The 23,023-nt window shown below is 68.9% G+C and carries 13 protein-coding genes and 1 tRNA gene; 3 read left to right on the top strand and 11 right to left on the bottom strand.

Features of this window, described 5'->3' with window-relative positions; all coding sequences use genetic code 11:
* Nucleotides 1–5: 5 nt before the first annotated feature.
* Together OG295_RS21615 and OG295_RS21610 are read right to left on the bottom strand one after the other, a co-directional pair.
* Nucleotides 6–455: a hypothetical protein gene (locus OG295_RS21615; RefSeq protein ID WP_371678362.1), complete on the bottom strand. Its 450-nt coding sequence runs from the start codon at nt 453–455 to the stop codon at nt 6–8.
* A 44-nt stretch (nt 456–499) separates the two neighbouring features.
* Entirely contained in the window at nt 500–7,249 is a 6,750-nt protein-coding gene (locus OG295_RS21610) for a polymorphic toxin-type HINT domain-containing protein (protein ID WP_371678361.1), read from the bottom strand.
* A gap of 370 nt (nt 7,250–7,619) precedes the next feature.
* On the opposite strand from OG295_RS21610, the gene OG295_RS21605 reads away from it, so the two are divergent.
* Complete coding sequence (locus OG295_RS21605) at nt 7,620–11,627, top strand: ricin-type beta-trefoil lectin domain protein (protein WP_371678360.1); 4,008 nt, start codon at nt 7,620–7,622, stop codon at nt 11,625–11,627.
* Between the two features lie 92 nt (nt 11,628–11,719).
* On the opposite strand, the gene OG295_RS21600 is transcribed toward OG295_RS21605, so the two are convergent.
* Entirely contained in the window at nt 11,720–12,517 is a 798-nt protein-coding gene (locus tag OG295_RS21600) for a S16 family serine protease (RefSeq protein ID WP_371678359.1), read from the bottom strand.
* Between the two features lie 157 nt (nt 12,518–12,674).
* Nucleotides 12,675–13,316 (bottom strand): IclR family transcriptional regulator, encoded by a 642-nt coding sequence (locus OG295_RS21595; RefSeq protein ID WP_008742627.1) that lies wholly within the window; start codon nt 13,314–13,316, stop codon nt 12,675–12,677.
* 368 nt (nt 13,317–13,684) lie between these two features.
* Between OG295_RS21595 and OG295_RS21590 the strand changes: the two genes are divergently transcribed.
* Nucleotides 13,685–14,833, top strand: a complete 1,149-nt coding sequence (locus OG295_RS21590) for a hypothetical protein (RefSeq protein ID WP_371678358.1) — start codon at nt 13,685–13,687, stop codon at nt 14,831–14,833.
* Between the two features lie 97 nt (nt 14,834–14,930).
* Here the strand turns inward: OG295_RS21590 and OG295_RS21585 are convergent, their stop codons facing one another.
* The 4 genes from OG295_RS21585 to OG295_RS21570 all read right to left on the bottom strand — a co-directional run bounded on the left by OG295_RS21585 (nt 14,931) and on the right by OG295_RS21570 (nt 19,154).
* Nucleotides 14,931–16,715, bottom strand: coding sequence for a DEAD/DEAH box helicase (locus OG295_RS21585; protein ID WP_030239135.1), 1,785 nt, complete (start codon nt 16,713–16,715; stop codon nt 14,931–14,933).
* 143 nt (nt 16,716–16,858) lie between these two features.
* Entirely contained in the window at nt 16,859–17,236 is a 378-nt protein-coding gene (locus OG295_RS21580) for a type II toxin-antitoxin system death-on-curing family toxin (RefSeq protein WP_371681260.1), read from the bottom strand.
* Nucleotides 17,237–17,346: 110 nt separating this feature from the next.
* Nucleotides 17,347–17,547, bottom strand: a complete 201-nt coding sequence (locus OG295_RS21575) for a hypothetical protein (RefSeq protein ID WP_371678357.1) — start codon at nt 17,545–17,547, stop codon at nt 17,347–17,349.
* Nucleotides 17,548–17,582: 35 nt separating this feature from the next.
* The gene (locus OG295_RS21570) at nt 17,583–19,154 is read right to left on the bottom strand and encodes an MFS transporter (protein ID WP_371678356.1); all 1,572 of its coding nucleotides are present in this window, start codon (nt 19,152–19,154) and stop codon (nt 17,583–17,585) included.
* 171 nt (nt 19,155–19,325) lie between these two features.
* Between OG295_RS21570 and OG295_RS21565 the strand changes: the two genes are divergently transcribed.
* A tRNA-Cys gene (locus tag OG295_RS21565) sits at nt 19,326–19,397 on the top strand.
* 83 nt (nt 19,398–19,480) lie between these two features.
* Here OG295_RS21565 and OG295_RS21560 read toward each other — a convergent pair.
* The 3 genes from OG295_RS21560 to OG295_RS21550 form a co-directional block, all read right to left on the bottom strand.
* The gene (locus tag OG295_RS21560; RefSeq protein WP_371678355.1) at nt 19,481–20,752 is read right to left on the bottom strand and encodes a tyrosine-type recombinase/integrase; all 1,272 of its coding nucleotides are present in this window, start codon (nt 20,750–20,752) and stop codon (nt 19,481–19,483) included.
* A gap of 82 nt (nt 20,753–20,834) precedes the next feature.
* On the bottom strand, nt 20,835–21,065 hold the full coding sequence (locus OG295_RS21555; RefSeq protein ID WP_371678354.1) for an excisionase family DNA-binding protein: 231 nt from the start codon (nt 21,063–21,065) through the stop codon (nt 20,835–20,837).
* Between the two features lie 481 nt (nt 21,066–21,546).
* Nucleotides 21,547–23,022, bottom strand: a complete 1,476-nt coding sequence (locus OG295_RS21550) for an ATP-binding protein (RefSeq protein ID WP_371681259.1) — start codon at nt 23,020–23,022, stop codon at nt 21,547–21,549.
* Nucleotide 23,023: the final 1 nt, after the last annotated feature.

The following is a 23,023-nucleotide window of genomic DNA, read 5'->3' as shown; positions in this document are numbered from 1 at the left end:
CCCGATCAAGGCAACATGCCGCCGTGACTTTCAGTGAAATTGCGGGACACTTCCCGGATTTCAGGGTCGCTACTCTCGGCGGCTTTGCCAATCACGGCGCCTAGAGCCTCCCACGCTTCAACCTCAGCCAGCACGTACGCCAGCCCGATATAGTCTTCGACTTCACCGCTGGATAGGCACTCCAGTGCTACCCGGGCGAATTGCGTTGAATCAATTTCTCTCCGAGCTGCCCGGATCACCTCACAGGCAGGCAGCACCCACCCAGCCGACAAGGAGAGGTCAACCAGCAGATCGAGCAGCTCCGGAACGCCATCGGGAAATAGGCGGAGGAAATCCAGAGCGGCAGACCGATCCCACGCCGAACTGCTTGAAAGCGCTTTAGCCAGCAAGTCCACGCGGGAGGGCAACTGGTTCACCTCGGCGCGGCATCGAGCGACCTCCTGCTCGGCCGCCACCAAGGCACGCCATTCTCCTATCCTCAGTGCATCTCCTTCTGGACTCACAGCTTCTTTCCTATGTTTTGCCAGTTCATCCCTTGGATTAGCCCTACATACTCATCGAACAACATGCGACGCGTCGGGTAGACGGTGTGGTGACCAAGCGCCCGCGGACCTCCAACCCCTCTGCCATCAGCAATAACTCCCAACCCGTCAGGAATTGGACCCGCGGGGGTACGAACCTGCCCCTTCAGCCCGATACGGCTGGCGTTCTCCACCGAATCAAACGTCGAGAGCCCCTGCACATCCTGAGATTTCAGTTGCTCAGCAGTAGGCCCATTGACGAAGCCATCCGCATCCACATCGATATCTTTCCCTGGACGAACCCTCGGCCCACCCACCGTGTATATAGGGCAGCTGCTGTTGTGAACGAGCACTGGCGTCTCGCCCGCCAGCACATAGTACGTGTGGACGTCTTCGATTGTCAGGTTGAACGTCTTCGCATGCTGGGCATACGGGTCGTTCTTGACGACGATTGCCGTGCCGCCGCCCTCGACCATCACCGACATCCCTGCCGTCAGATCGCCAGCGGTAACCCAAGCGTTCTGGGACGGCGACCAGAAGGGATGTTCGTGTGTGGCGGTGAGCTCTTCGACCCCCTTCTCTGTCGCAATGGCAAGCTTGTTGAAGTGCTTGTCGTCTTCCGTGACGATCAGCTGGGTCACGCGACGCTTGCCGGTCTCCCCCGACCTCGGGTCGGTAGCGATGACGTAGTCGCCGACCTCGATCGTCTCGATGGCCTTGGATTTACCATCACCCATGACCACTTGAGTGCCCGCGAGGAAGCAATTGCATCCGCCACCCTTGGCAGGCTTCGTCCGGGTACCGTCCTGAAGCCTTATGCCGCCGCCGGATCCTCCGGGTATCTCATAGGGCTGGACCTCGCCGTTCACGAGCTTCGCAGCGATATTGAGCTCGGCGTAGTATCCGAGATCAGCGCAGTCGGTGGCTTCGCAGGCGTTCAGCAGCGCCGTCGTCTGCGCCGTCCAGATCGTCCCCCGCTCATTGTTCACGACAAAGCGGAGCTCAATGGTGAGCTGCTTCCGGTATTCCTTGAGGAATTTCGGCGAGGCGTTCTTGGGAAGCCGGAGCGGCTTGTCGCTCTTGTTGAGCCATACCTGGTCGTTGACAGTCGGCCTGTAGACGGCGGGGGTACTGTCGTAACCGCCCGTCATCCCGTTGGGGCGAGCCGGGTCGTTGACGGACAGATTGTCGTCACGCGGGTTGTAGTGGCCTCCGCAGTTCCCGTTCAGGCAGTCCCTCTCGATCTCGCCGGTGGGATCGCTGAGAGAAACGGGGTTGTTACTGGAGTACACGTAACCGTGGAGCTGCTGCGAGCTGGAGAGGTCCATCAGCGGATCCACGGAGATGAAGCGACCCGTCAGAGGGTCGTATTCGCGGGCTCCGAGGTGGGTGAATCCGCTGTCCGCGTCCTTGGTTCCACCGACGAAGCCCTTGTCGCCGGTCCAAGCTGTGGACCGGGTGCCCCGTTCCTCACCGAAGATCCCCGTCTTGCGACGCTCGACGGTCTGCGTCGCATCGGCGCTGATCTGGGTGGTGCCTGTGCCGTGGTGGTCGGCCAGGGTGAAGGTGAGTTTGCCGCCCGTGCGCATCGCGACGCCGCCGTAGTAGCGGGTCCCCGTAACCTTGCCGGACTTGTCGAGCTTGAGCTCGTTGCCGCCCGGGAGGTAGAGGGTGACGCCGGTCGAATCCTTTCGGAGCAGACGCTGGCCGGCAGTGTCATAGGCGAACGAGTTGCTGGACGCGCCCTGGTCGAGGGCCTTGAGGTGCCCCTCGGCGTCCCACTCCAGGTACTGGGTCTCGGCTGTTCCGATCTTCCTGGTCTTGGTGTTGCCGGATGCGTCGTAGGTGAAGGCCTCGTCCCGTGCGTCGGCGCCCGATTGCGTGACCTTGGTGAGGTCGTGCTTGCCCGCCGTCGGCGCCGCGTACGTACGGACCGTGTCGGAGGCCGCCGCCGGATCCGTCTTGTGCTTGGTCTCCGTCTTCCGGTTGCCCACCGCATCGTAGGTGTAGGTCGTCCAGTAGGCGTCCGGTCCGCCGACGACCGCGTCGGAAGGCTTTGCCGCACAGGTTTCACCCTGATTGGTCCATGCCTCGACGATGCGGCGCAGGGCATCGAGACCGACGCACTGGGTGTCCGTGGTGCGGTCCGAGTCCTGGCCGAAGGCGGTGGCGATGGCCGTCAGGTTGCCCGCGGGGTCAGCGGTGTAGCGCGTGTCATCGAGCCTGTTCGGTGCTACCTCCCGATCGTTGTAGGACCGCGAAACCATGCCGGTGTGTTCGTCATATTCGGTCGAGGTGAACACCCTCTGGCCAGTAGCTCCCAGTTCCTGGCGGATGCTGCGGCCGTAGTGGTCGTACGTCATCGCCGAGACGAGCCGGCTGTTGCCCGCACCCATGCTGTTGAGGAGGCCGGAGACCGGTCTGTAGGTGCTGCCGACCGTCTCTGCGGGCAGATCTCCCATGGCCGGCTGCTTGGTCGTAAGGAGCTGCCCGGCAATGTTGTAGGTGTTCGTCCACTTGTACGTGCCGGCCAGGGCCCCGACGTCAGGTGCCGCCGGGATGTTCACCTGTGCTTGCAGTGGCTGGTAGAGGTTGTCGTAGACCGTGACTTCCGACTCGTAGGCCCGACCGTCGATGAAGCGGACCGACTTGCTCAGGCGCCCCTTGGCGACGGTGTCGTAGAGGTTCGACGTAAGGACCGTTCCGCCTTGCTTGACCGCCGTGGGGCGTCCGAGCTCGTCGTAGTCGGTGTGCAGGGTGATTCCACGGGCGTCGGTCACGTCCGTGGCTTTGCCTGCCGTGTCATAGGCGGTCTTCGTGGTGCCCTTGTCCGGATCGTTCACCTCTGACTGGGAGCCACGTACGTCGTAGGTGTACGTCCACTGGGCACCGCTCGGGTCGGTGACCTGGGCCAGACGTCCGAGCCTGCTGTACGTGTACCGGGTGGACTGCGACGTCATGCGTCCCGGGTCGGTGTACTGCTTGAGTTCGACCGTCCGACCCAGGGCATCCACGACCGTGGTCGTGGAGGTACCGCCTTGCGGCGGGACGACCGTGGTGGTGTCACCGCCGTAGCTGGTGGTGGTCCGCTTCGTCTCCACCCCGAACTTCTTGGAGATCACCGCAGTGGGGCGGTCGGCACCGTCGTAGACCGTGTCGACAGAGGCGGGATAGGCACTCTCCAGGCCGGTCGTGAGCTGCGCCTCGGGGAGGCCGTTGGCGTAGTAGGTGCCCGAGTTCCGCCAGGGCCGGCCCTTCGTGTCGTAGAACGTCTCGGTGATCAGACGACCCGCAAGGTCGGGCGACGCGGTCTGGGACTGGCGCTGGCGCAGCAGCCCGTCCTGGATGGAGTAATCCACCGAGTACTGGTAATCGTGAGTCAGCGACTTTGAGACGACGACGTTCGGGCCGTCGTTGCGGATCACGTACTCGAACTGGCGGCTCGGTTTGTCCGGGTTTCCGGCCGCCGACCAGTTGGGCAACCAGACCTTCGAGGTACGCCCGAGGGCGTCGTAGGCAGTCGTGGTCACCTTGCCGTTGGCATCGGTCACCTTCGTGGACTGCCCACGCAGCGGGTCCAGCTCCGACGACACCGCGTGGCCCTTCGGGTTCGTCACGACCATGGTGGTCGCGACTTCTCCGGTGGCGGGCGTCAGGGTGATGGTGGTGAGCCTGCCGTACGCGTCGGCGATGGCCAGCTGGCGCCCGTAGGCGTCGTAGCACAGCTGGTCCTTGGCGGCGCCGCAGGTGCTGGGGACCGAGGAAACGGTGTCGTAGCCGTCGCCGCTCGCGTTGATCGTTTCGGTCTTGGTGAGCAGGCCGATGCCCGGCAGGGTGCCGAACGCCCCGTTGTCGAAGTAGGTCCGGTTGTCGGAGATGACGTCCGTCGGCCGATTGACCGCCGTGCCGCAGGGCACGGCCACGGTCTCGACACGGCTCACCTTGTCCAGGATCCAGCTCGCCGTGTTGCGGGCATAGCTACTGGCCGTGCAGGTCTCGTCGCCGCTCTTCGCGATGTCGCCGGACTGGGACTCCCAGTCGACCATGCCGTAGTCGTCATAGTGCCGGGTGACTTCGGTGGTACGGGTCCCACTGGTCACAGCGGTACGGGTGGAGGCCTTCTCGACTCCCGTCCGGTACGACACGAGGTCGGGCAGACCGGGCCTGACCCGCCGGGCCACGACGTCCGAGCGCCAGGGGGTACTGGAGGTCGCGGTGAGGGGCTTGCCCGTGTCGTCACCGTCGTAGGTGGCCGACTCCCGGGGCCGGCCGGCGAACTCGGGGCGGTCGGTGACCGACGTTCCAGTGCCGTCCGTGACCTCCTTGCCGTCGAGACCGCGGAAGTAGCGCATCTCGGTCAGGGACTTCGGCTCGTCGACGGCCCCGACACGGACCTGCACGCGCTCGTATCCGCGGGCGACGGAATGGACGCGATCCTCAGACTTGGTGAACTCGTCCGTGCTCTTGTCCCAGGCGGCTCCGCCGAGGTAGCTGTACGAGGTCACCTTGTCGGGCGAGTCGACCAGGTTGTCGCCTTCCACGACCTGGCTCACGACGTAGGTGTTGAACCAGTCCAGCTTCGCCGTCTCGCCTTCGAAGGCCCATTTGACCGGATAGCAACGGGTGGCGTTCGTGGCGTCCGCCGCGGGCAGCGTGGCGGTGGTGCAGTCCGGCTGCGAGTAGGTGACACCGATCGTGCCGCCGGACTCCGTGGTCACCTGGTACAGGCGCAGGCGGATGAAGGGGGCGAGCCCATCGCCCGTCTTGTCGACACGGTTGGCCTTCTGCTCGCCCGCGAAGCTGACGGGAGGAAGGGTCACGTCGGGGGCGTCGCCGGCCTTGGCCGTGCGGGTGACGGACTTCAGCCACAGAGGGGTGGAAATGCCGTCACCCGAGGGCGGGAAGCTCTGTTCCAGGGCCCAGGAGTCGACGTCCTTGTACGTACCGCCGGTCAGAACCTTGGTGTTGATGCCCGTGAGGCGCATGCGCGACCAGAAAGTGGGCGAGAACTGGTTCTTGCACTCCGCGGAGCCGTCCTTGCAGAACTGGTCGTAGGGTGCATCGGGCCAGTTCTTGGCATTGGCCTCGTCGAAAGTCCCGCAGTTGGTGAGGCATCGCTCCGACACGTCGAAGGTGACCTGCCCCATGGCCTTGGCGCTGTAGACCGACCCCGCGCGCAGGCCGTAGTCGATGTGGTCGAGCCAGCCGCTACGCGTGTAGGGGGTGACGGTGCCCTTGCCGGTCGTCTGGGAGACGTTCCGCCCGTAGTTGTTGCTCTCCGTCTTCCAGTAGTAGGCCATGGCGCTGCCACCGGGGGCCACCACGTAGTCGAGCTGCCACCGCCAGGCCTGCTGGCACCAGGCGCTCGCGAAAGAGGCGTTGTAGCAGGGCTCGCCCGCCTGATTGCCGTAGACGGGAACCGTCCAAGCGGAGTTCGTCGTGGGCGTGGACCCGTCCTTCCAGCCCGGAAGACGGTTCAGACCGAAGAAGTACTGCATGCCGTCGGTCGTGGTGATCTTCCAGTGCTCACCGTCGTTGTCACCGTTGGCGGCACCGGTGAGCTTCTCGACCTTCTCCCCGGAATCGGACGCGGGGTGCCAGCCCTTGCCCTGCTCGAAGACGAGCTCCGTGGACTTGCCGTTGAGCGAGAGCGTGGCGTTGTCGTTGAACCAGCACTGGTCACCGATCTTGGCGGTGCTTGTACTGCCGGTCTTGTCCTCAACACATGGTTTGTACTTGCGTTCGATGAAGCCCGGATCCCAGGACCAGCCGTCGCCGATCCAGGAGGCCTGGGTGTTCGATGCGGCAGTGCGGCCATCCACCGACTGGGAGTTGTAGTCCAGGGAGATCTTCGGCACAAGGCCGCCCGGTACGGCAGGTGTCGCGACGTTGTACGACCAGGAGAACGCCCCGGTCGATCCACCGGCGTTCCAGGAGCCCGAGGGCCCCATCGGCGTCGCCTTGTAGTCGCCGCTCGAACCGGAAGCGCCGGCCGTCGCCGCCAGGACCATGCCCGTGGATCCGGCGGCAGCCGCCGGCGCGGCCCACAGCCCGGCGGGCTTGGCCGCCTGCGGCCCTGAACCCGGCACGGCGACCTGGGCCGTGAGCTTGCCCGAGCGGGTGTCGTTCCGCGTCGCCAGGGGCTTCTGAGTACGGCACTCAGGACGGTCCGGCGTGGTCAGCGCGCAGGCCGGGAGTTCCACCAGGTGCAGGCGGGAGGCGTAGTCGCCGCCGTACGCGTCACGGAAGCCGTTGTAGTCCACCTCGACCCCGGCCGACGCGGGCTGCTGGGCCCCGTCCGAGCGTCCTACCGACAGCAGCAGGCCGTCGATACCCGCCTTACGGGCGCCGTCCCGGGCGCTGACGGCGACCTTCACCTTGGCCGGCGTCGCGACGCCCCCGCCCGGCGCGGCGTGCACCGCGACCGGGAACTTCCCGTCCGGCAGGGAGCCGGACCCGGCGGTAAAGGCCTGCCCGCCGGAGGCAATGGCCTTGGTGGCCGTGCCCGACGCCAGGTCCACCTCGGCCGAACTCGCTGCGGGCCAGGCCACCTTCGGAGCCCGCCACGGTCTCTCCACCGCGGCATCGGGCTTCGTCGTTCCGCCGGTCCGGACCGGCGCCACCGGTACGGCCTTCGGCTGCTTGAGCTCGGGAAGTAACGGTCCACCTTTGCTATCCGCTACGGCCACCGCACTCGGCAGCAGGCCGGAGAGGACCGCTGCGGCCAATGCCGCAGAAAGCCCTCTCATTCGAGATCGTCTCACACCCCACCCCACATTTCCAGGAAATTACCGGCGCAGACTAACAGCCCCAATTCGCGAGTCCGACACGCCGATAATGGCTTGAATTCGAGGTTGCGGAACATCAATTAATACAAAACATATCTCCCGGACCAAAACGCCACATTAAACCCCAGAAGCGCCGAATCTTGCAGGTCACAGGGTGCCTCTCCCGCAGCCGGTCGAGTACAGTCGCCGCGAATATCGAATGATTGGAGTTCGGGTGAAAACTGAAAGACCCTCCTCCGGAAAGCCCGGCCGGCAAGGGATGTCGAGAGCCATTTCCATGACTCTCATTGGCGCAATAGCAGCTAGCGGTTTGGCCGTATTGCAGCCTGCCACCGCGGCTGTCGCCGCCACCGACCCGGTGGCCGACGGCTCCATGAGCCCGGAGGACTTCGCTCTCGCCAAGGCGAAAGAAACTGGTCAGCCCTACGAACTGGCGTCGGCGCGGACGGGTTCCTCGGACACCTGGGCGCTGCCGAACGGCAAGTGGTCGATCAAGCGCTACGGAACGACGGTGCGGGTGCGGCAGGGCGGGGTATGGGTCGCGTCCGACCCGACGTTGCGCTTCGGCTCGGACGGAAAGGTCACGCCGAACGCGTCGGCCGTCTCGATCGCCTTCTCGGGCGGCGGTACGGGCCCCTTGCTGACCGGCGTACGGGACGGACGCACGCTGTCGCTGACCTGGCCCAAGCCACTGCCGAAGCCGACGCTGGCCGAGAACGTGGCCACGTACCCGAACGTGCTGCCGGACGTGGACTTACAGCTCAAGGCCGAGGTCGAGGGTTTCTCACAGCTGCTGGTGGTCAAGACGCCCGAGGCGGCGAAGCATCCGGATCTTGCGCTGCTGAAGTTCAAGCTCGACACGGTCGGTCTCAACGTCACCAGTGACCCGACGACCGGACTGCTGACCGCGGTCAACCCTGCCGGGCAGAACGTCTTCACCGCCTCGGCCCCCATGATGTGGGACTCCACGACCACCGGAGCCGCCCCCGCTCCCCCGGCCCGCTCGGCGGCGTCCGCGCGCTCCCTGGCCGCCGATCCCGGAACCGGCGGCGGAGCGCCCTCGGACGCGTTCGTGACGCCGTCAGGGGCCAAGGACGCCCAGATGCCCACGACCGTCGCCGGCGACGTTCTGGAGATCCGGCCGGACCAGGCCCTGCTGACCGGCGCGCAGACGAAGTACCCCGTCTACATCGACCCTTCGGTCGCGTGGGGCGAACGCCAGAACTGGGCCTGGGCCTACCGGAGCTGGCCGAACAACTCGTACTGGAACACCAAGCAGGACGTGCGGGTCGGGCACGAGAGCGACACCAACGGGCTCTCCCGGTCCTTCTTCCAGCTCGACACCTCGAACATCAAGGGTGCCTTGGTCTCGAAGTCGACGTTTCGGGTGAAGGAAACCTGGGCCTGGTCCTGCACGGCGACCCCCGTGGAGCTGTGGAGCACCGGCCCCATCTCCCCGCAGACCACATGGAACAACCAGCCGGGCAAGGTCCACCGACTCGCCACCGTCACCGCGGCCAAGGGCTATGAAGGGTGCGCACCCGGCAACCTCGAATTCGACGCGACCGAGGCGGCGAAGGAGTCGGCGTCCAAGGGCTGGTCCAGCGTGACGCTGGGCCTGTACGCGTCGAATGAGAGCGACGTGTACCAGTGGAAGCGGTTCGATCCCAAGACAATCACACTGGAGACGGAGTACAACAACCCACCCGGGAAGCCGACGGGGCTGGGCACCAACCCTGACGGACCTTGCGACGCCACTGGTCGAATCGCGCCCAGCCACAGCATCGGCGACGCACGGGTAAGCGTGTACGCGACCGTCGACGACCCTGACGCCGGAAACCTGGAAGCCGAATTCCAACTGCTCAAGCAGGCCACCTTCCCCGGCGGAGCCAAGCTGATCGCGGAACAGGGCATTGCCGCCAGCAAGGGCAAGGTCGCCACTTGGAGCATTCCCGATGCCACGCTGCCCAACGGCAGTTACTACTGGAAGGTCCGAGCCAAGGACCAGGATGGCGCGTACTCCGACTGGTCGTACGCATGCAGCTTCACGATCGACCGCTCCCGCCCTGCCAAGCCACCACTGATCAGTTCTGCCCAGTTCCCCGACGGCAGGAATGGCTGGCCGCCGACCACTGGCAAGGCCCGCACCCCCGGCACGTTCACCCTCTCCGCCAACGGCGTCACCGATGCCAAGGAGATCCTCTATTACACGGACACCGAGCCCGCTCCGCAGGCGGTCGCCCCTGGCGCCAGCGTGACGGTCACGCCCCCCGGATCCGGCCCACACTTCGTTTACGCAATCACCGTCGACAAGGCCGGCAACCGCTCCGACACTGCCACCTACCTTTACTACGCCAACCGCTCCCAGTCCCAGGACGGGCCGAACGACTTGAACGGCGACGGCAACCGGGACATTTGGACGGTCGACTCGCGGGGCAGTCTGCTCACCTACGCCGGCCAGGGCAACGGCAAATTCTCGGCCGCCGCCAAGGGGGGCGTCTCCTTCAGCGGAGCCCAAATCGGTACCCAGGGTGACTGGGACGGCGACGGCTACAACGACCTCGTCTCCCTCCAGCAGTCGTCCGGAATGACCCAGAAAAAGCTCTGGACCTACCCGAACAACGGACAGGGATCGGTCGTCAACAAGCCCTCCGAACTCACGGTCGCCTGCCCGGTCAAGGACCCCGGCATCGGCTGCGACTACGGCAGCGACTGGAACGGCGACGACCACTGGTACAACGCCGACCAGATCATCGCGCCGGGCGACCTCAACGGGGATGGCGTCCCCGACCTCCTGGTCAAGCAGGGCAAGCAGCTCTGGGCCTATTACGGGAGCATCTTCAACACCCTCGACAGCAACGGCGAGCCCGTCCTGGTCGGCAATGGCGACTGGGACAAGTTCACCGTTGTCGCTCCTGGGGACCTGAACGGCGACTCCGTTCCGGATCTGTGGCTGCGCGACGACGTCTCCGGTGATGTCTTCCGCACCCTCGGCAGCAAGGGGCCCAACGGCCTCCTCGACCCCACCACTTGGGGAGGCGCCGCCAGCCGCGTCAAGATCGCCGCGGGCATCGGCAAGGGTGCCTTCCCGACGCTGGGTTCGGCGGGCGATGTCACAGGGGACAACATGGCAGACCTCTGGGCCGTCGATGCCAACCGGCAGCTCGCGACTTTCAGTGGTACCGGAACCAGCCAGCCCCTGAACGTCACGGGGGTCAACCAGACCCCCTCCTTCCTGGGCAACCTCACCGCGCCCAAGGCGCAGTGGAAGCTGACGGGACTGAGCAGCAGCACCAGTACGCCCAGTGATGTCGGCAGCTTCCCCGCGGAAGCCGCCGGAATCACCTGGCCGACGGCCCCCATTTCGGGGCGTACCACTCCGTACGCCGCTTTCAACGGACCCGATTCGACCATCACCACAGCGGTGCCCGTCGTCGACACGAGGCAGAGCTTCACCATCAGCGCCTGGGTGAAGCCCGGTGCCAGCGGTGCCGTCATCAGCCAGGACAACAACCGCAACAGCGCCTTCGCGATCTTCGCCGATCCCAACTCGAAGAACTGGGCCTTCGGGCTCACCTACGCCGACGTCGACGGCTCCGCGTACGACTGGTCCACCAAGACCGTCAACGACGCGGCCAGGTACACCCCTGACGCCTGGCAGCAGCTCACCGCCGTCTACAACGCGGAGACCGGGCTGATGAGCCTCTACGTGAACGGCACGCTCGCCTCCGTCGGCCACCACAACGCGGCTACCAGCCCCCCTCCAAGCGGCCCCCTCGTCCTGGGCCGGTACAAGGAGAACGGAAGGGCCGACTACTACCACGAGGGCCTCAAGGGCGGCGTCAGCAACCTGGCCGTCTACCCTTACGCCGCCCCGCCCACAGCGCCCGGAGCCACCGGCCCCATCTCCCTGGCCGCCAAACCGAGCCACTGCATGGACAACGACAACGGCCGGCCCGTCGACGGGAACAAGATCCAGGCCTGGGACTGCAACATGATCGGTGGTGGCAACGCCCAGAAGTTCGACATCCGCGCCGACGGGACCATCCGCCACCAGGACAAGTGCCTGGACGCCACCGGTGCCGGTACCTCCAACGGCACACCGATCCAGATCGTGGGCTGCCACAACCACCCCGCCCAGCAGTTCCTGCCCCGGGCGGACGGCAGCCTGTACAACCCGGTCTCCGGACGGTGCGTGGACGCGGGCAACATGCAGAGCGGCACCCAGCTCTACTTGTGGGACTGCAACGCCACCAACCCGCAGCGCTGGGCCATTCCGGCACTGAGCACAGCTCCGCTGCCCGTACCGCTGTGGTGACCTGGGTGAGCGTCTGACGACGAGCGGGCGTGTCCGGGAGCCTCAGGCTCCCGGACACGCCCGCTTGGTCCGTTCGACCCTGGTCCTCGCCGTCAGCAGGCCGGAACCTCCCCGCCCCGCTGGAGCGCCCGCAGGGAGTCCACCGCGCCCGACAGCGAGGTGACGGGGATCAGCCGCAGCCCCTGGGGGAGTTCGGCCTTGGCGTCGGAGCACTCCGCCTTCGGGACGAGGAAGACCGTCGCCCCGTCGCGGCGGGCCGCCTGGGTCTTCAGGCCCACTCCCCCGACGGCGCCGACCGTCCCGTCGGCGGTGATGGTTCCCGTACCGGCGATGGTGCGCCCGCCGGTGAGGTCGCCGCCGCTGCCGTCGCCGTCGAGCTTGTCGACGATGCCGAGGGAGAAGAGCAGTCCGGCGCTGGGGCCGCCGACGTCGGCGAGGTTGAGGTCGGCCTTGACCGTCTTCGGGTCCTTGTGGAGATATCCGAGGGCGGCCTGGGCGGCGGCCGACTGGGACTGCGTCATCTCCTCCAGGTTGTGCTGCTCGATCTCCTTGTCGCTTCCGCCCGACGGGTAGACGGCCCCCTTCGGCATGACCGCCCGGGTGCTGTCGAACCAGTTCCCGAGCAGCTCGGGCAGGGTGACGGTGCTGGAGGGGCCGGTCGCCTGGATGGTGGTCATCCGCAGCTGGCCCTTGGTGTCCCGGGTGGGCGCGCCGCTGACGGTGATGACGGGCTTGCCGTCACGGGCGCCGAGCACGTCGGCCGTGAGGCCCGGCTGGGCGATCACGAAGGGCAGTGGCGCGAGGGCGGCCACCGCGAACAGCGCGGCTACGGGCGCGGCGCAGATGGCCAGGGCGGCGGGACGCGGCAGACGTGTGAGGCGAGAGAGCACCCGGCCAATCTATCGGGCCGCGCGCCCGCGCCCGTGGCACCGGTGTCCGGGGCGCAGGTGTCCGGGGCCCGCGACCGCCGTCGGCGGGGCTCCCCGGCGGCGGTACCGCGTCCGGCGCGGCGCCCCCTCCGGGAACACCGCGGCGGGCGGCCACCGGCTAGCGCAGGGCGTCGGCGACCTCGCGGGCGGCGTCGACCACGCGCGGGCCCACCCGCTCCGGTACGGCGTCGGCCAGCATCACCACGCCGACGCTGCCCTCCAGCCCGGTGATGCCGACCAGCGGGGCGGCGGCGCCGCTGGCGCCCGCTTCGAGTTCGCCGTGGGTCAGGGTGTAGCCGGGCTCGATGAGCGTGCCCTGGCGGGCGGCCAGGATGGCCCGGCCGGCCGCACCGCGGTCCAGGGGGTGACGGAAACCGGCCCGGTAGGCGACGTGGTAGTCGGTCCAGGTCGGCTCGACGACGGCGACGGCGAGCGCCTCTGTGCCGTCGACGAGGGTCAGGTGCGCGGTGGCGCCTATGTCCTCGGCGAGCGAGCGCAGCGCGGGCAGCGCCGCCTCCCGCACGAGCGGGTGTACCTGACGCCCCAGCCGCAGCACGCCGAGCCCGACGCGGGCCCGGCCGCCGAGGTCGCGGCGGACCAGGGCGTGCTGTTCGAGGGTGGCGAGCAGTCGGTAGACCACGGTGCGGTTGACACCGAGGCGGTTGGAGAGCTCGGTGACAGTCAGACCGTGGTCGGTGTCGGCGAGCAGCTTGAGGACTCTCAGCCCTCGATCGAGAGTCTGGGAGGTTTCCGCGGTCACGACGCCTCTCCCTCTCCTTCGGGTGGGCGGCGGTGACTCTCACGGGGTGGAGCGCTGCCGGTCCCTCGGCGACGCACGGAGAGGCCGCCGGTAGCGGCCATGGCACCGGCTGCGCTCCCGCGGCGGCGCTGCCACGGGGCGTTCGATGCGGGGACAGTAGCGAGCGGGTCCGCTCAGCGGAAGGCCTCGTCCAGAATCCGGGCGCCTGCTGTCGGTTTGTGTCCTTTTCTGCTGACGCCTGTGCCAATTCGTAATGTTCCTCAAGCGAAAACCGCTTTACAGCCCCCTTAGTCTGATCACGTTCAAAAAGATTTTTGGGGGTGGGCAGGGCGTGCGACGCCGTGCCCACGTAGGGGAAAGAAGTACAAGTGAAGCTGAAGCGCATGGCCATCGTCGCCGCCGCTGCCGTGGTGGGCCCGACGGTCCTCATGGCCACGCCCGCCATGGCGGACGAGGTCCAGAACCCGGCGATCACCACGCCGGACGCGGCTCCGGCCGCCGACGCCGCCGCCAAGCCGGCCGCGGAGGCCCCGGCGACCCCGGCGGAGGCTGCCAAGCCCGCCGCGGAGACCCCGGCCCCGGCCGCCGAGACCCCGGCCGCGAAGCCCGCCGCCGAGACCCCGGCGACCACCCCGGCCGCCGACGCCGCCAAGCCCGCCGCGGAGACCCCGGCGGTTCCGGCCGCCGACGCCGCCAAGCCCGCCGCGGACGCCAAGCCCGCCGCCCAGACCCCGGCTCCGGCCGCGAAGGGCGCGGACGCGGCCGACGCCAAGGACGCCGCGAAGTGGGTCGCCGACGGCCCGAAGCTCGCGATCAAGGACCTGCCGTCCTCCTTCAAGGCCGGCGGCGGCTGGCAGGAGTTCACCATCGAGGTGGACAACACCGGCGGCAAGGACCAGAAGGACTACGCGCTCGGCGTCGACCTGCTGACCCGTACGACGAAGTTCAAGGAGGGCTACATCGCCCTTGAGGTGTACCTCCCGGACGAGGACGGCAAGTGGGGCTGGGTCCCGGTCGAGTCCCACGGCTCGGACGGCGTGTTCACCCTGGACTTCGGCCACGACGGCATCGCGAAGGATGAGAAGTTCTCGCTCAAGCTCCACCTGAAGTTCTCGAAGGACGCGCCGAGCACGGACATCGCGATCGCCCCCGTGGGCTGGAGCAACGTCGAGGGTGAGGAGATCTTCTCCGAGTCCGACTTCGCCTTCTCCACCATCACGCATGCCGGTTCCAACAACGGCGGCAACAACGGCGGCGGCCACACCGGCAACGGCGGTCACACCGGTGGCAACACCGGCACTAAGCCGAACGGCGGCACCTCCACCACGCCGATCGTGAACCACAACGGTGGCGGCACCACCACCGACACCGGCACCACCACCAACGCCGGCGGTCAGCTCGCCGAGACCGGTACCGACGCGGCCACCAGCTGGGCCCTCGGCGCCAGCGGTGTCGCGCTCGCCATGGGTGCGGCCCTCGTCGCGGGCAACGGCCGCCGTCGGCGCGTCGGCGCCTGACGGCAGGCAGTAAACAGCCAGTAGGCAGTACGAGAACGGGGTCCGTGCGCAGCAGCGCACGGACCCCGTTCCGCGTGTCACACCCCCCGCGGACGCGCTACCGCATCCGCGTGGCCCACTCCTGCACCTTCTTGATCCGCTCCCGCAGCTGCCCCGCCGTCGCCTCCGCGCTCGGCGGCCCGCCGCACACGCGCCGCAGCTCCGTGTGGATCACCCCGTGCGGCTTGCCGCTCTGGTGGACGTACGCGCCGACCATCGTGTTCAGCGACTTGCGCAGCTCCAGCAGCTCCTTGTGCGAAACCACCGGCCGCCGGTCGGCCGGCAGCTCCAGCAGGTCCGCCTCCGAGTCCGGCTTGCGCCGGCTGTGCGCGATCTGCCGCGACTGCCGCTTCTGGAGCAGCATCTGCACCTGGTCGGGCTCCAGCAGCCCCGGGATGCCGAGGTAGTCCTGCTCTTCCTCGCTGCCGGGGTGCGCCTGCATGCCGAACTCGGCGCCGTCGTAGAGCACCCGGTCGAAGACGGCGTCGGACTCCAGCGCCTCGAAGGACATCTGCTCGTCCTCGCCGGTGTCCTCGTCCTCCTGCCGGTTCGCCTCGTCCATCTCCTTCTCGGACTCGGCGTACGGGTCCTCCTCGCCCTGCTTCTTCGGCTTGTCGAGGACGTGGTCGCGCTCGACCTCCATCTCGTTCGCGAAGCCGAGGAGGTAGGGGATCGTCGGAAGGAACACGGACGCCGTCTCGCCGCGCCTGCGCGATCGCACGAAACGCCCGACCGCCTGCGCGAAGAACAGCGGCGTCGAGATCGTCGTCGCGTACACGCCGACCGCCAGGCGCGGGACGTCGACGCCCTCGGACACCATGCGGACCGCGACCATCCAGCGGTCGTCGTTCCCGCTGAAGGTGTCGATGTTCTTCGAGGCGCCCGTGTCGTCCGACAGCACCAGGGTCGCCTTCGTCCCGGTGATCTCGCGGATCAGCTTGGCGTACGCGCGGGCCGAGTCCTGGTCGGAGGCGATGACGAGGCCGCCCGCGTCCGGGATGCCCTTCCTGACCTCCGTCAGGCGCTGGTCGGCGGCGCGCAGCACGTTCGGCATCCAGTCGCCGCGCGGGTCCAGCGCCGTGCGCCAGGCCTGCGAGATGGCGTCCTTGGTCATCGGCTCGCCGAGGCGGGCGGCGATCTCGTCGCCCGCCTTGGTGCGCCAGCGCATGTTGCCGCTGTAGGAGAGGAAGATGACCGGCCGCACGACGCCGTCGCCGAGCGCGTTGCCGTAGCCGTACGTGTAGTCCGCGGAGGACCGGCGGATCCCGTCGTTGCCCTCCTCGTACGTGACGAAGGGGATCGGGTTCGTGTCGGACCGGAAGGGCGTGCCGGTCAGGGCCAGGCGCCGGGTCGCCGGGTCGAAGGCCTCCAGGCAGGCCTCGCCCCACGACTTCGAGTCGCCCGCGTGGTGGATCTCGTCGAGGATCACCAGGGTCTTGCGCTGCTCGCAGCGGTTGCGGTGCAGCATCGGGCGCACGCCGACACCCGCGTAGGTGACGGCGACCCCGTGGTAGTCCTTGCTCAGCGGGCCGGCGGAGTACTCCGGGTCGAGCCGGATGCCTATCCGGGCCGCCGCCTCCGCCCACTGCTTCTTCAGGTGCTCGGTCGGCGCGACGACGGTCACCTGCTGCACCACGTGGTGGTGCAGCAGCCAGGACGCGAGGGTCAGCGCGAAGGTCGTCTTGCCGGCTCCGGGGGTCGCGACCGCGAGGAAGTCGCGCGGCTGCGTCTCGATGTACCGGGTCAGGGCACCCTCCTGCCAGGCACGCAGCTTGCTGGCGGTGCCCCACGGCGCGCGGCCGGGGAAGGCGGGTGAGAGGTGGTGGGAGGCGGTAGTAGTCACGGTCTCCGGTTCGTCTCAGTCACGGTCGCGGTCGTACGTAGGACAACCGGGCCACCTTACCGGCCCCCGCCCGCCCCTCCCGGAGGGACAGGCCCGTGACCTCGGCGGGTGCGGCGAGCGTCACATCGGGAACCTCCCGGCGCTCACATCGCGCGCAACCGCTCCGCGATCACGGCGACATCGGCCTCGTGCCCGGCGGCGACGTCGATGACCAGGCCGTACGCCGCGTCCTGGTCCACCGCCGCGAGATCCACGCCGTTCACGGCGAGGAAGGTGGCGGCGGCCAGCCAGGCCGTCCGCTTGTTCCCGTCGACCAGGGGGTGGTTCACGGCGATGCCGTGGAGCAGCGCGGCCGCCTGCTCGTACGGGTCCTCGTACGCGGGCACGCCGAACATGCGGGCCCTGGGCCGGTGCACGGCGGACTCCAGCAGCCCGGGGGCGCGCAGTTCCACGGGCTGGTCCCGGGCCAGGCAGGCGTGCCGGGCGAGGTCGAGGACCTCGGCGAGGGTGAGGTGGCGCACGGCACCCCCGTCCACGGCGGCCCCGTCCACGGCGGCCCCGTCCACGGCGGCCCCGTCCACGGCGGCCCCGTCCATGGCGGCCCCGTCCATGGCGGCCCCGTCCACGGCGCTCACCGCCCGAGCCTCTCCAGCAGCGGGGCGTGGGCGCGGGCCAGGCGCGCGGCGGCCTCCCCGACGCGCTCGCGCTCCGCCCGCAGGTGCTCCCGTACGGCGTCCAGCGCGAGCTCCTCGGGCGTGCGGCCGGTGGCGTCGGCCAGGTCGGAGAGGTCGGCGCGCTCGGCGTCGGTCAGGGGGAGGGCCAGCTCGTACATGCCGCCGAACCTATCCCCTGGAGCCGCCCGCCCCCTCAGCTTTTCGGGGTACCCGTCTCGGCCGGGGCGGTACCCGTCTCGGCCGGCGCGGTGCCCGTCTCGGCGGGGGCAGTACCCGTCGCCGCCGGGGCGGGGCCCAGCCGGGTCTCCGCGGGGTCCAGCCGGTTCGGGGCGGGGTCCAGCCGGGTCGCGACCCAGGCCCCCACCAGCGCCACGCACGCCATCGGCAGGAACACCGCCAGGAAGGCGGCGGGGTGCGAGGCGGTGGCCCCCGCGGCCGGGGTGTGCCCGGCCGACCCCACCGCTCCCCCGCCGAGCCCGGCGAAGGCCGCACCGACGGCCGCGAGCAGCACCACGTTCGCGAGGGCGTCGGAGATCTGGAGCGCGGCGGAGTTCGCCCCGGCCTCCTCGGGCGCCGACAGTTCCAGCAGCAGCACGCTGGTCGGGCCGATCACCAGCCCCATGCCGAGGCAGCCCCCCGCCCAGGCCAGCGCCACCGTCCAGACGGGGACGGCCTCGATGAGCACCGCCGGGGCCGCCGCGATGGCGAGGGCCACCATGACCATCCCGGCGACCATGAGCCGCTCCCGGTACGGCGCCATCCGCCCCTTGGACTGCACCCAGGAACCGACCGCCCACGTCACCCCGCCCAGCGCCAGCGAGAAGCCGGCCAGCGTGGGGCTCAGCCCCCGCTGGGTGACCAGCATGAGCGGCACGAAACTCTCCGCCCCGATGAAGGACCCCGCCGCGACCCCGCGCAGCAGCACCACGGACGGCAGGCCGCGCCGGGCCAGGTACGTCCCGCGCGGCATCAGCGCCCGCACGGCCGGCACCAGCAGGGCCACGCCCGCGGCGCCGGGCAGCAGCGACAGCCAGCGCAGGTCCTGGGCGGCGTACTGGAGCAGCCCCGCGCCCAGCGAGATCCCGAGGGCGAACCCGATCCGGCGCCGGTCGAACGCGGTGACCGCCCCGGGGTCCACGGGCCCGGAGGCGGTCCGCCGGATCGCGGGCAGGGCCACCACCAGCGGTACGACGACCAGCGCCGGGATGCCGAGGAACACCCACCGCCAGCCGAGGTGCTCGGTGACCGTCCCGGCGGCCAGCGGCCCGACGATGGACGGCACGACCCAGCTCGCGGCGAAGGCGGCCATGATGGCGGGCCTCAGCCGCTCCTCGTAGGCCCGGCTGACCACCACGTAGAGCGCGACGATGACCAGCCCGCCCCCGAACCCCTGCACGGCCCGCCCGAGGACGAAGACCCCCATGCCCACGGCGGTCCCGGAGCACACCAGCCCGGCGGCGAAGGCCCCGATCCCGACGGTGAGCGGTCGCAGCGGCCCCTGCCGGTCGGACCACTGCCCGGACAGGACCATGCCGAAGAGGCTGGTGGTGAAGTAGGCGGAGAACGCGAAGGCGTAGAGCCCGATCCCGTCCAGCTCCCGGGCAGCGACGGGCATGGCCGTCCCGACGGCGGTGGCCTCGAAGGCGATCAGGAAGATGACGGAGATCATCCCGACGCTGAGCGTCCGGTACGCGGGCCCGAGAACGCCGCCCTGCGGGGGCGGGGCGGCGTCGGGCACGGATCTCCGGGGTTCAAGGGCGCTCATCGCCCCAGAGTAAGGCCCGCACTGGCCTGACGCCCCTGTCTTTTGGACGGATCCCCCCTCGGCCCCGGGACCTAGGACTGTGAACGCGACATGGCAGTCACATTGCACCCCGCCCACCCCTCTTCCCCACCCCGCGAGCCGCCCGTAGCGTCGTAAGCGTCACCACCACACAGCCGTGTGCCCGAGTGGTTGAGGGACTCGCCTGCAAAGCGAGTTACGCCGGTTCGATTCCGGTCACGGCTTCTCCTGCCCCTGACCAGGCAGAACGACAGGGCGGCACCCTTCTCAGGGTGCCGCCCTTCTGCGTGCCCGTCTCAGTTCCCGTCTCAGTTGGACGGTACGAGGGCGCCGGCCGACCCGTCGTCGTCATCGGGCCGGTCCGTCTCCGCCTTCCAGATCAGGCCGTCCACCTGCCGCGCGATGTCCGTCCGGACCGCGTCCACCATGTGCTGGTACCGAGCGGCCATGGCGGTGGTCGACCACCCCATGAGCCCCATGACGGCGCGCTCGGGAACCCCCAGGATCAGCAGCACCGTCGCGGCCGTGTGCCGGGCGTCGTGCAGGCGGCCGTCCCGGACGTTCGCCTCGGCCAGCAGATCCTTCCACTCGGCCCAATCCCGGCGGTGGGACGGACTGCGGCCCTGTTCGTTGGGGAACACCAGCCGGTTCTCCTGCCACCGCTTGGCCGCCGCCCGCTCCTTCTCCTGGGCCTTCCTGTGGTTACGCAGCAGGTCCACCAGTTGGTCGGGCAGACCGACGGCGCGGCGGCCCGCGCGGGACTTCGTGGTGGACAGCTCGGGGTTCGTCCGCCGCCGCTCCGGGCAGTAGCCGGCCTTGCGCCCGCACTGTTCCGCGCACCCGTGGGCGTACTGCGGCCGGTGACGGCTTCGCCGGACCACGAGGAACCCGCCCTCAAGGTCGACGTCGTCCCACATCAGTCCCAGTACCTCCCCCTGGCGCAGTCCGAGGGCGAGTGCGACCGCCCACCGCGCCGAGTTGCGGTGCCTCTCAGCGGCGCACAGCAGCCGCTGCACTTCCTGCACGCTGTAGGGCTCCACCTCGTAGTCCCCCGTCTTCGGAGCCTTGGCCAACTGAACCGGGTTCTTACCGAGATGACCGCGCCGTACGGCTTCGTTCAGGGCGGTGCGGAAGGTCCGGTGCACCTGATGCGCGGTGGCCGACTTGCTGCCGTTGGCCTGCAACTTGGCGTAGAACGTCTCGATGTGTTCGGGCTTGAGCCTGTCGAGCCGGTGGGCCCCCAGGCCGGGGATGAGGTGCTTTCGCACGGCGACGCGGTACCCGACCATGGTGTTGTCGTTGACCGCCAGGGGCGCCACGTTCTCCACCCAGTGGGTCAGCCACGTCCTGACCGTCCACGCCTTTCCCGGCTTCCGCACGGTCTTCGCGTCACGCTGCTTCTCCAGCTCCCGGACAGCCGCGGTCACCTCGGCGCGGGTCTTGCGCTCGACGTGGCGCCGGTCTGGCGTGCCGTCGTCACGGATGCCGACGGTGACGCGGCCGTGCCATTTGCCGTCGCTCCCCTGGTAAATGGAGCTGCGGCCGTTGGGCTGCCGAGTGCGCTTCTTGTCTTCCGCCACAGGCGGGCTCCTTCAGGTTGGAGAAGGGTAGAAACGGCCGGAGCGCTGCCCGTAGTGGGACAGCGCTCCGGTGGAAGATGGGTCAGGCGGCGTGCCGCTCAGCGCGGCGCCGGGCGAGGTACACGGCCGGCGCATCGGCGGGGACCCGCCTCAGCCCGCCGATCATCAGTGACTCCAGCTCTCCCCTACGGATGAGGGCGAAGCAGGTCGTCCGCCCAATCCGGAGGCAGCGTGCAGCCTCTTCGACGGTCAGGAGAACGGGCGCCGGGTCGTTGCCCTCGGCGGGTCTGGCGTCGAGGTGAGTGATGCTCATGTAGGCACTCCTGTGGGGCAGTCCTTCGGGCCTGTACCGGGGATGCGCATGTGTCCGAGGCTGGGATTTCTGCGTCACCGCGTCGCCTGTGTCATTTGCCGGTCTGACCTGCGGTTTTCGGTGACACAAAGGGATGGTGTTCGTCACCGGCCTGTGTCACCCGGGCCTTGGGGTGACACAGGCCGGTGACGCGGGTGACGTGTGGTGACGTAGCCGGGGGCCGTCTGCGTCACCCCTGTGTTCGCAGGTCACGGGCGGTTTGTGGGCTTGTGGTGACGTGGGTGACGCACCGTCTCTCTTCTTAGGAAAAAGAGAGGGGTTGGCGTCTGTTGTGTTGCGTGCCTTCAGGCGTGAAGAAGGAGCCGCGAAGCGGCACGCCCTTCGGGGCCGGCGTTCCGCCGGAAGAGCAAGAGGAGCACGCCGCGGCCCAGGGGCCGGGTGCTCTTCTTGTGTGTGCCTGGCGGGTTGCCGACCGGCCCGGTCAGAACATCGGGGCGGGCTGTGCTGGCGCCGGTGGGGCCGGGCGGGTCATCTCGATGTAGCGGGCGGTCTTGGTGCGACCCCAGTCCACGAGAACGCCGCGGGCGGCGAGGGTGGGCTGAAGCCGCTTGAGTCGGTCGGAGAGGACCTTCCCCGTGGTCGGCCAGCCCCTGGGCAGGGGGCGGAAGTCCTCGCCGGTGTAGAGCTGGGTGAGAGCGTGCAGCCACTCGGTCGAGGCCATCCGCACCTCCTCGCCCGGGTCGAGGCCGGCGGCGTGCTTGAGGACGGTCTGTGCGAGGAGGTCACCCTCGATGACGTCGTCGTTGAGGTCGTCGAGGCTGGCCCGGTAGGCGGCCAGCGAGCCCAGGCCGGTAGCCGCGTCAAGCTGGGCGCAGAGGTGGGCGAAGTCGGCCATCCGCAGGTCGGTGGGAATGTCGGCCTCGGTGGCCCGCACCTTCACCGTCAGGTCCAGGAGCGAGCCGAGGATGACGGGCAGGACCTGGGCGTACTCCGCCCACAGCTCCGCTTCCGTCCGCCGCACCCGGGGCCGCTCCAGCCGCAGGGGCAGGAGGCGTTCGGCGAGGTCGGGGCGGATGACGCCCACGTCGATGCCGGTCAGGAGCAGGGGGCGGCGGTAGCGGGAGCGGACCACGTCCCCGTCGGTGAACAGCGCGCGCTTGATGCTCTCGGCGCCGGTGACGATGCAGCACATCAGGTCAGACAGGTCCGGGGGCAGGTGGGAGAGGTTGTCCAGGGCGGTGACCCATCCGGCCGCCACGGCGGTGATCAGGTTCTCCTCGTCCTTCGGGGCCCGGCGCAGGTCACCGGTCATGCCCTCGATGATCCGCACCAGCATCCGCCCGCCGGTGGACTTGCCGGCGCCCTGGGGGCCGGTGAGGAACGGGGCGGGGACGGGCACGGACGGCTCCAGGCAGCCGATCAGCCACGCGACGGCCAGGCACTCGCTCTCGGCGTTGGCGAAGTTGCACAGCCGCAGCAGAGCGTCGATGCCCTTGCCGTCGGTGTCCTTCTCGGGGAGGGGAAGTTCCCCGGTGAGCTGGGTGCGCCGCCAGCACACCTCTCGCGGGTCGGGGATTCGGATGTCCCAGCCGGTGGGGTGGATGCGGACGGACCGGCCGTCGTCGCGGCCCAGGTCCAGCCACGTCGCCCCGTCGAACCCCGGGGCCACGCGGATGTGGGTGGCCTGCACGTCCTGGCTGAGCGCGAGCGCTTCGATCAAGTCCAGTGCCTCCTTCAAGGCGGTGCCGTTGAACACGCCGAGCCCGTCGTTGAAGAGCCCGACCATGAGTTCCTGCCGGTGACTCCCAGTCGTCCCCTGAGAGCGGATGGGTCGGGCGACGGGGTGACCGTTCTTCTGCGCGTAGACGGTGCCTTCGGTGGTGCGGAAGTACCGGAAGTGCGCCTGGGCGTAGTCGGTGATGATCTGCCGGGCCGGGTTCTTCTCGTCCTCGGGCATG

This window comes from Streptomyces sp. NBC_01276 (genome assembly GCF_041435355.1).
Lineage (GTDB): Bacteria > Actinomycetota > Actinomycetes > Streptomycetales > Streptomycetaceae > Streptomyces.
Note: the sequence above shows the minus strand (reverse complement) of the source record. Positions and strands in the feature narration are given on the sequence as shown.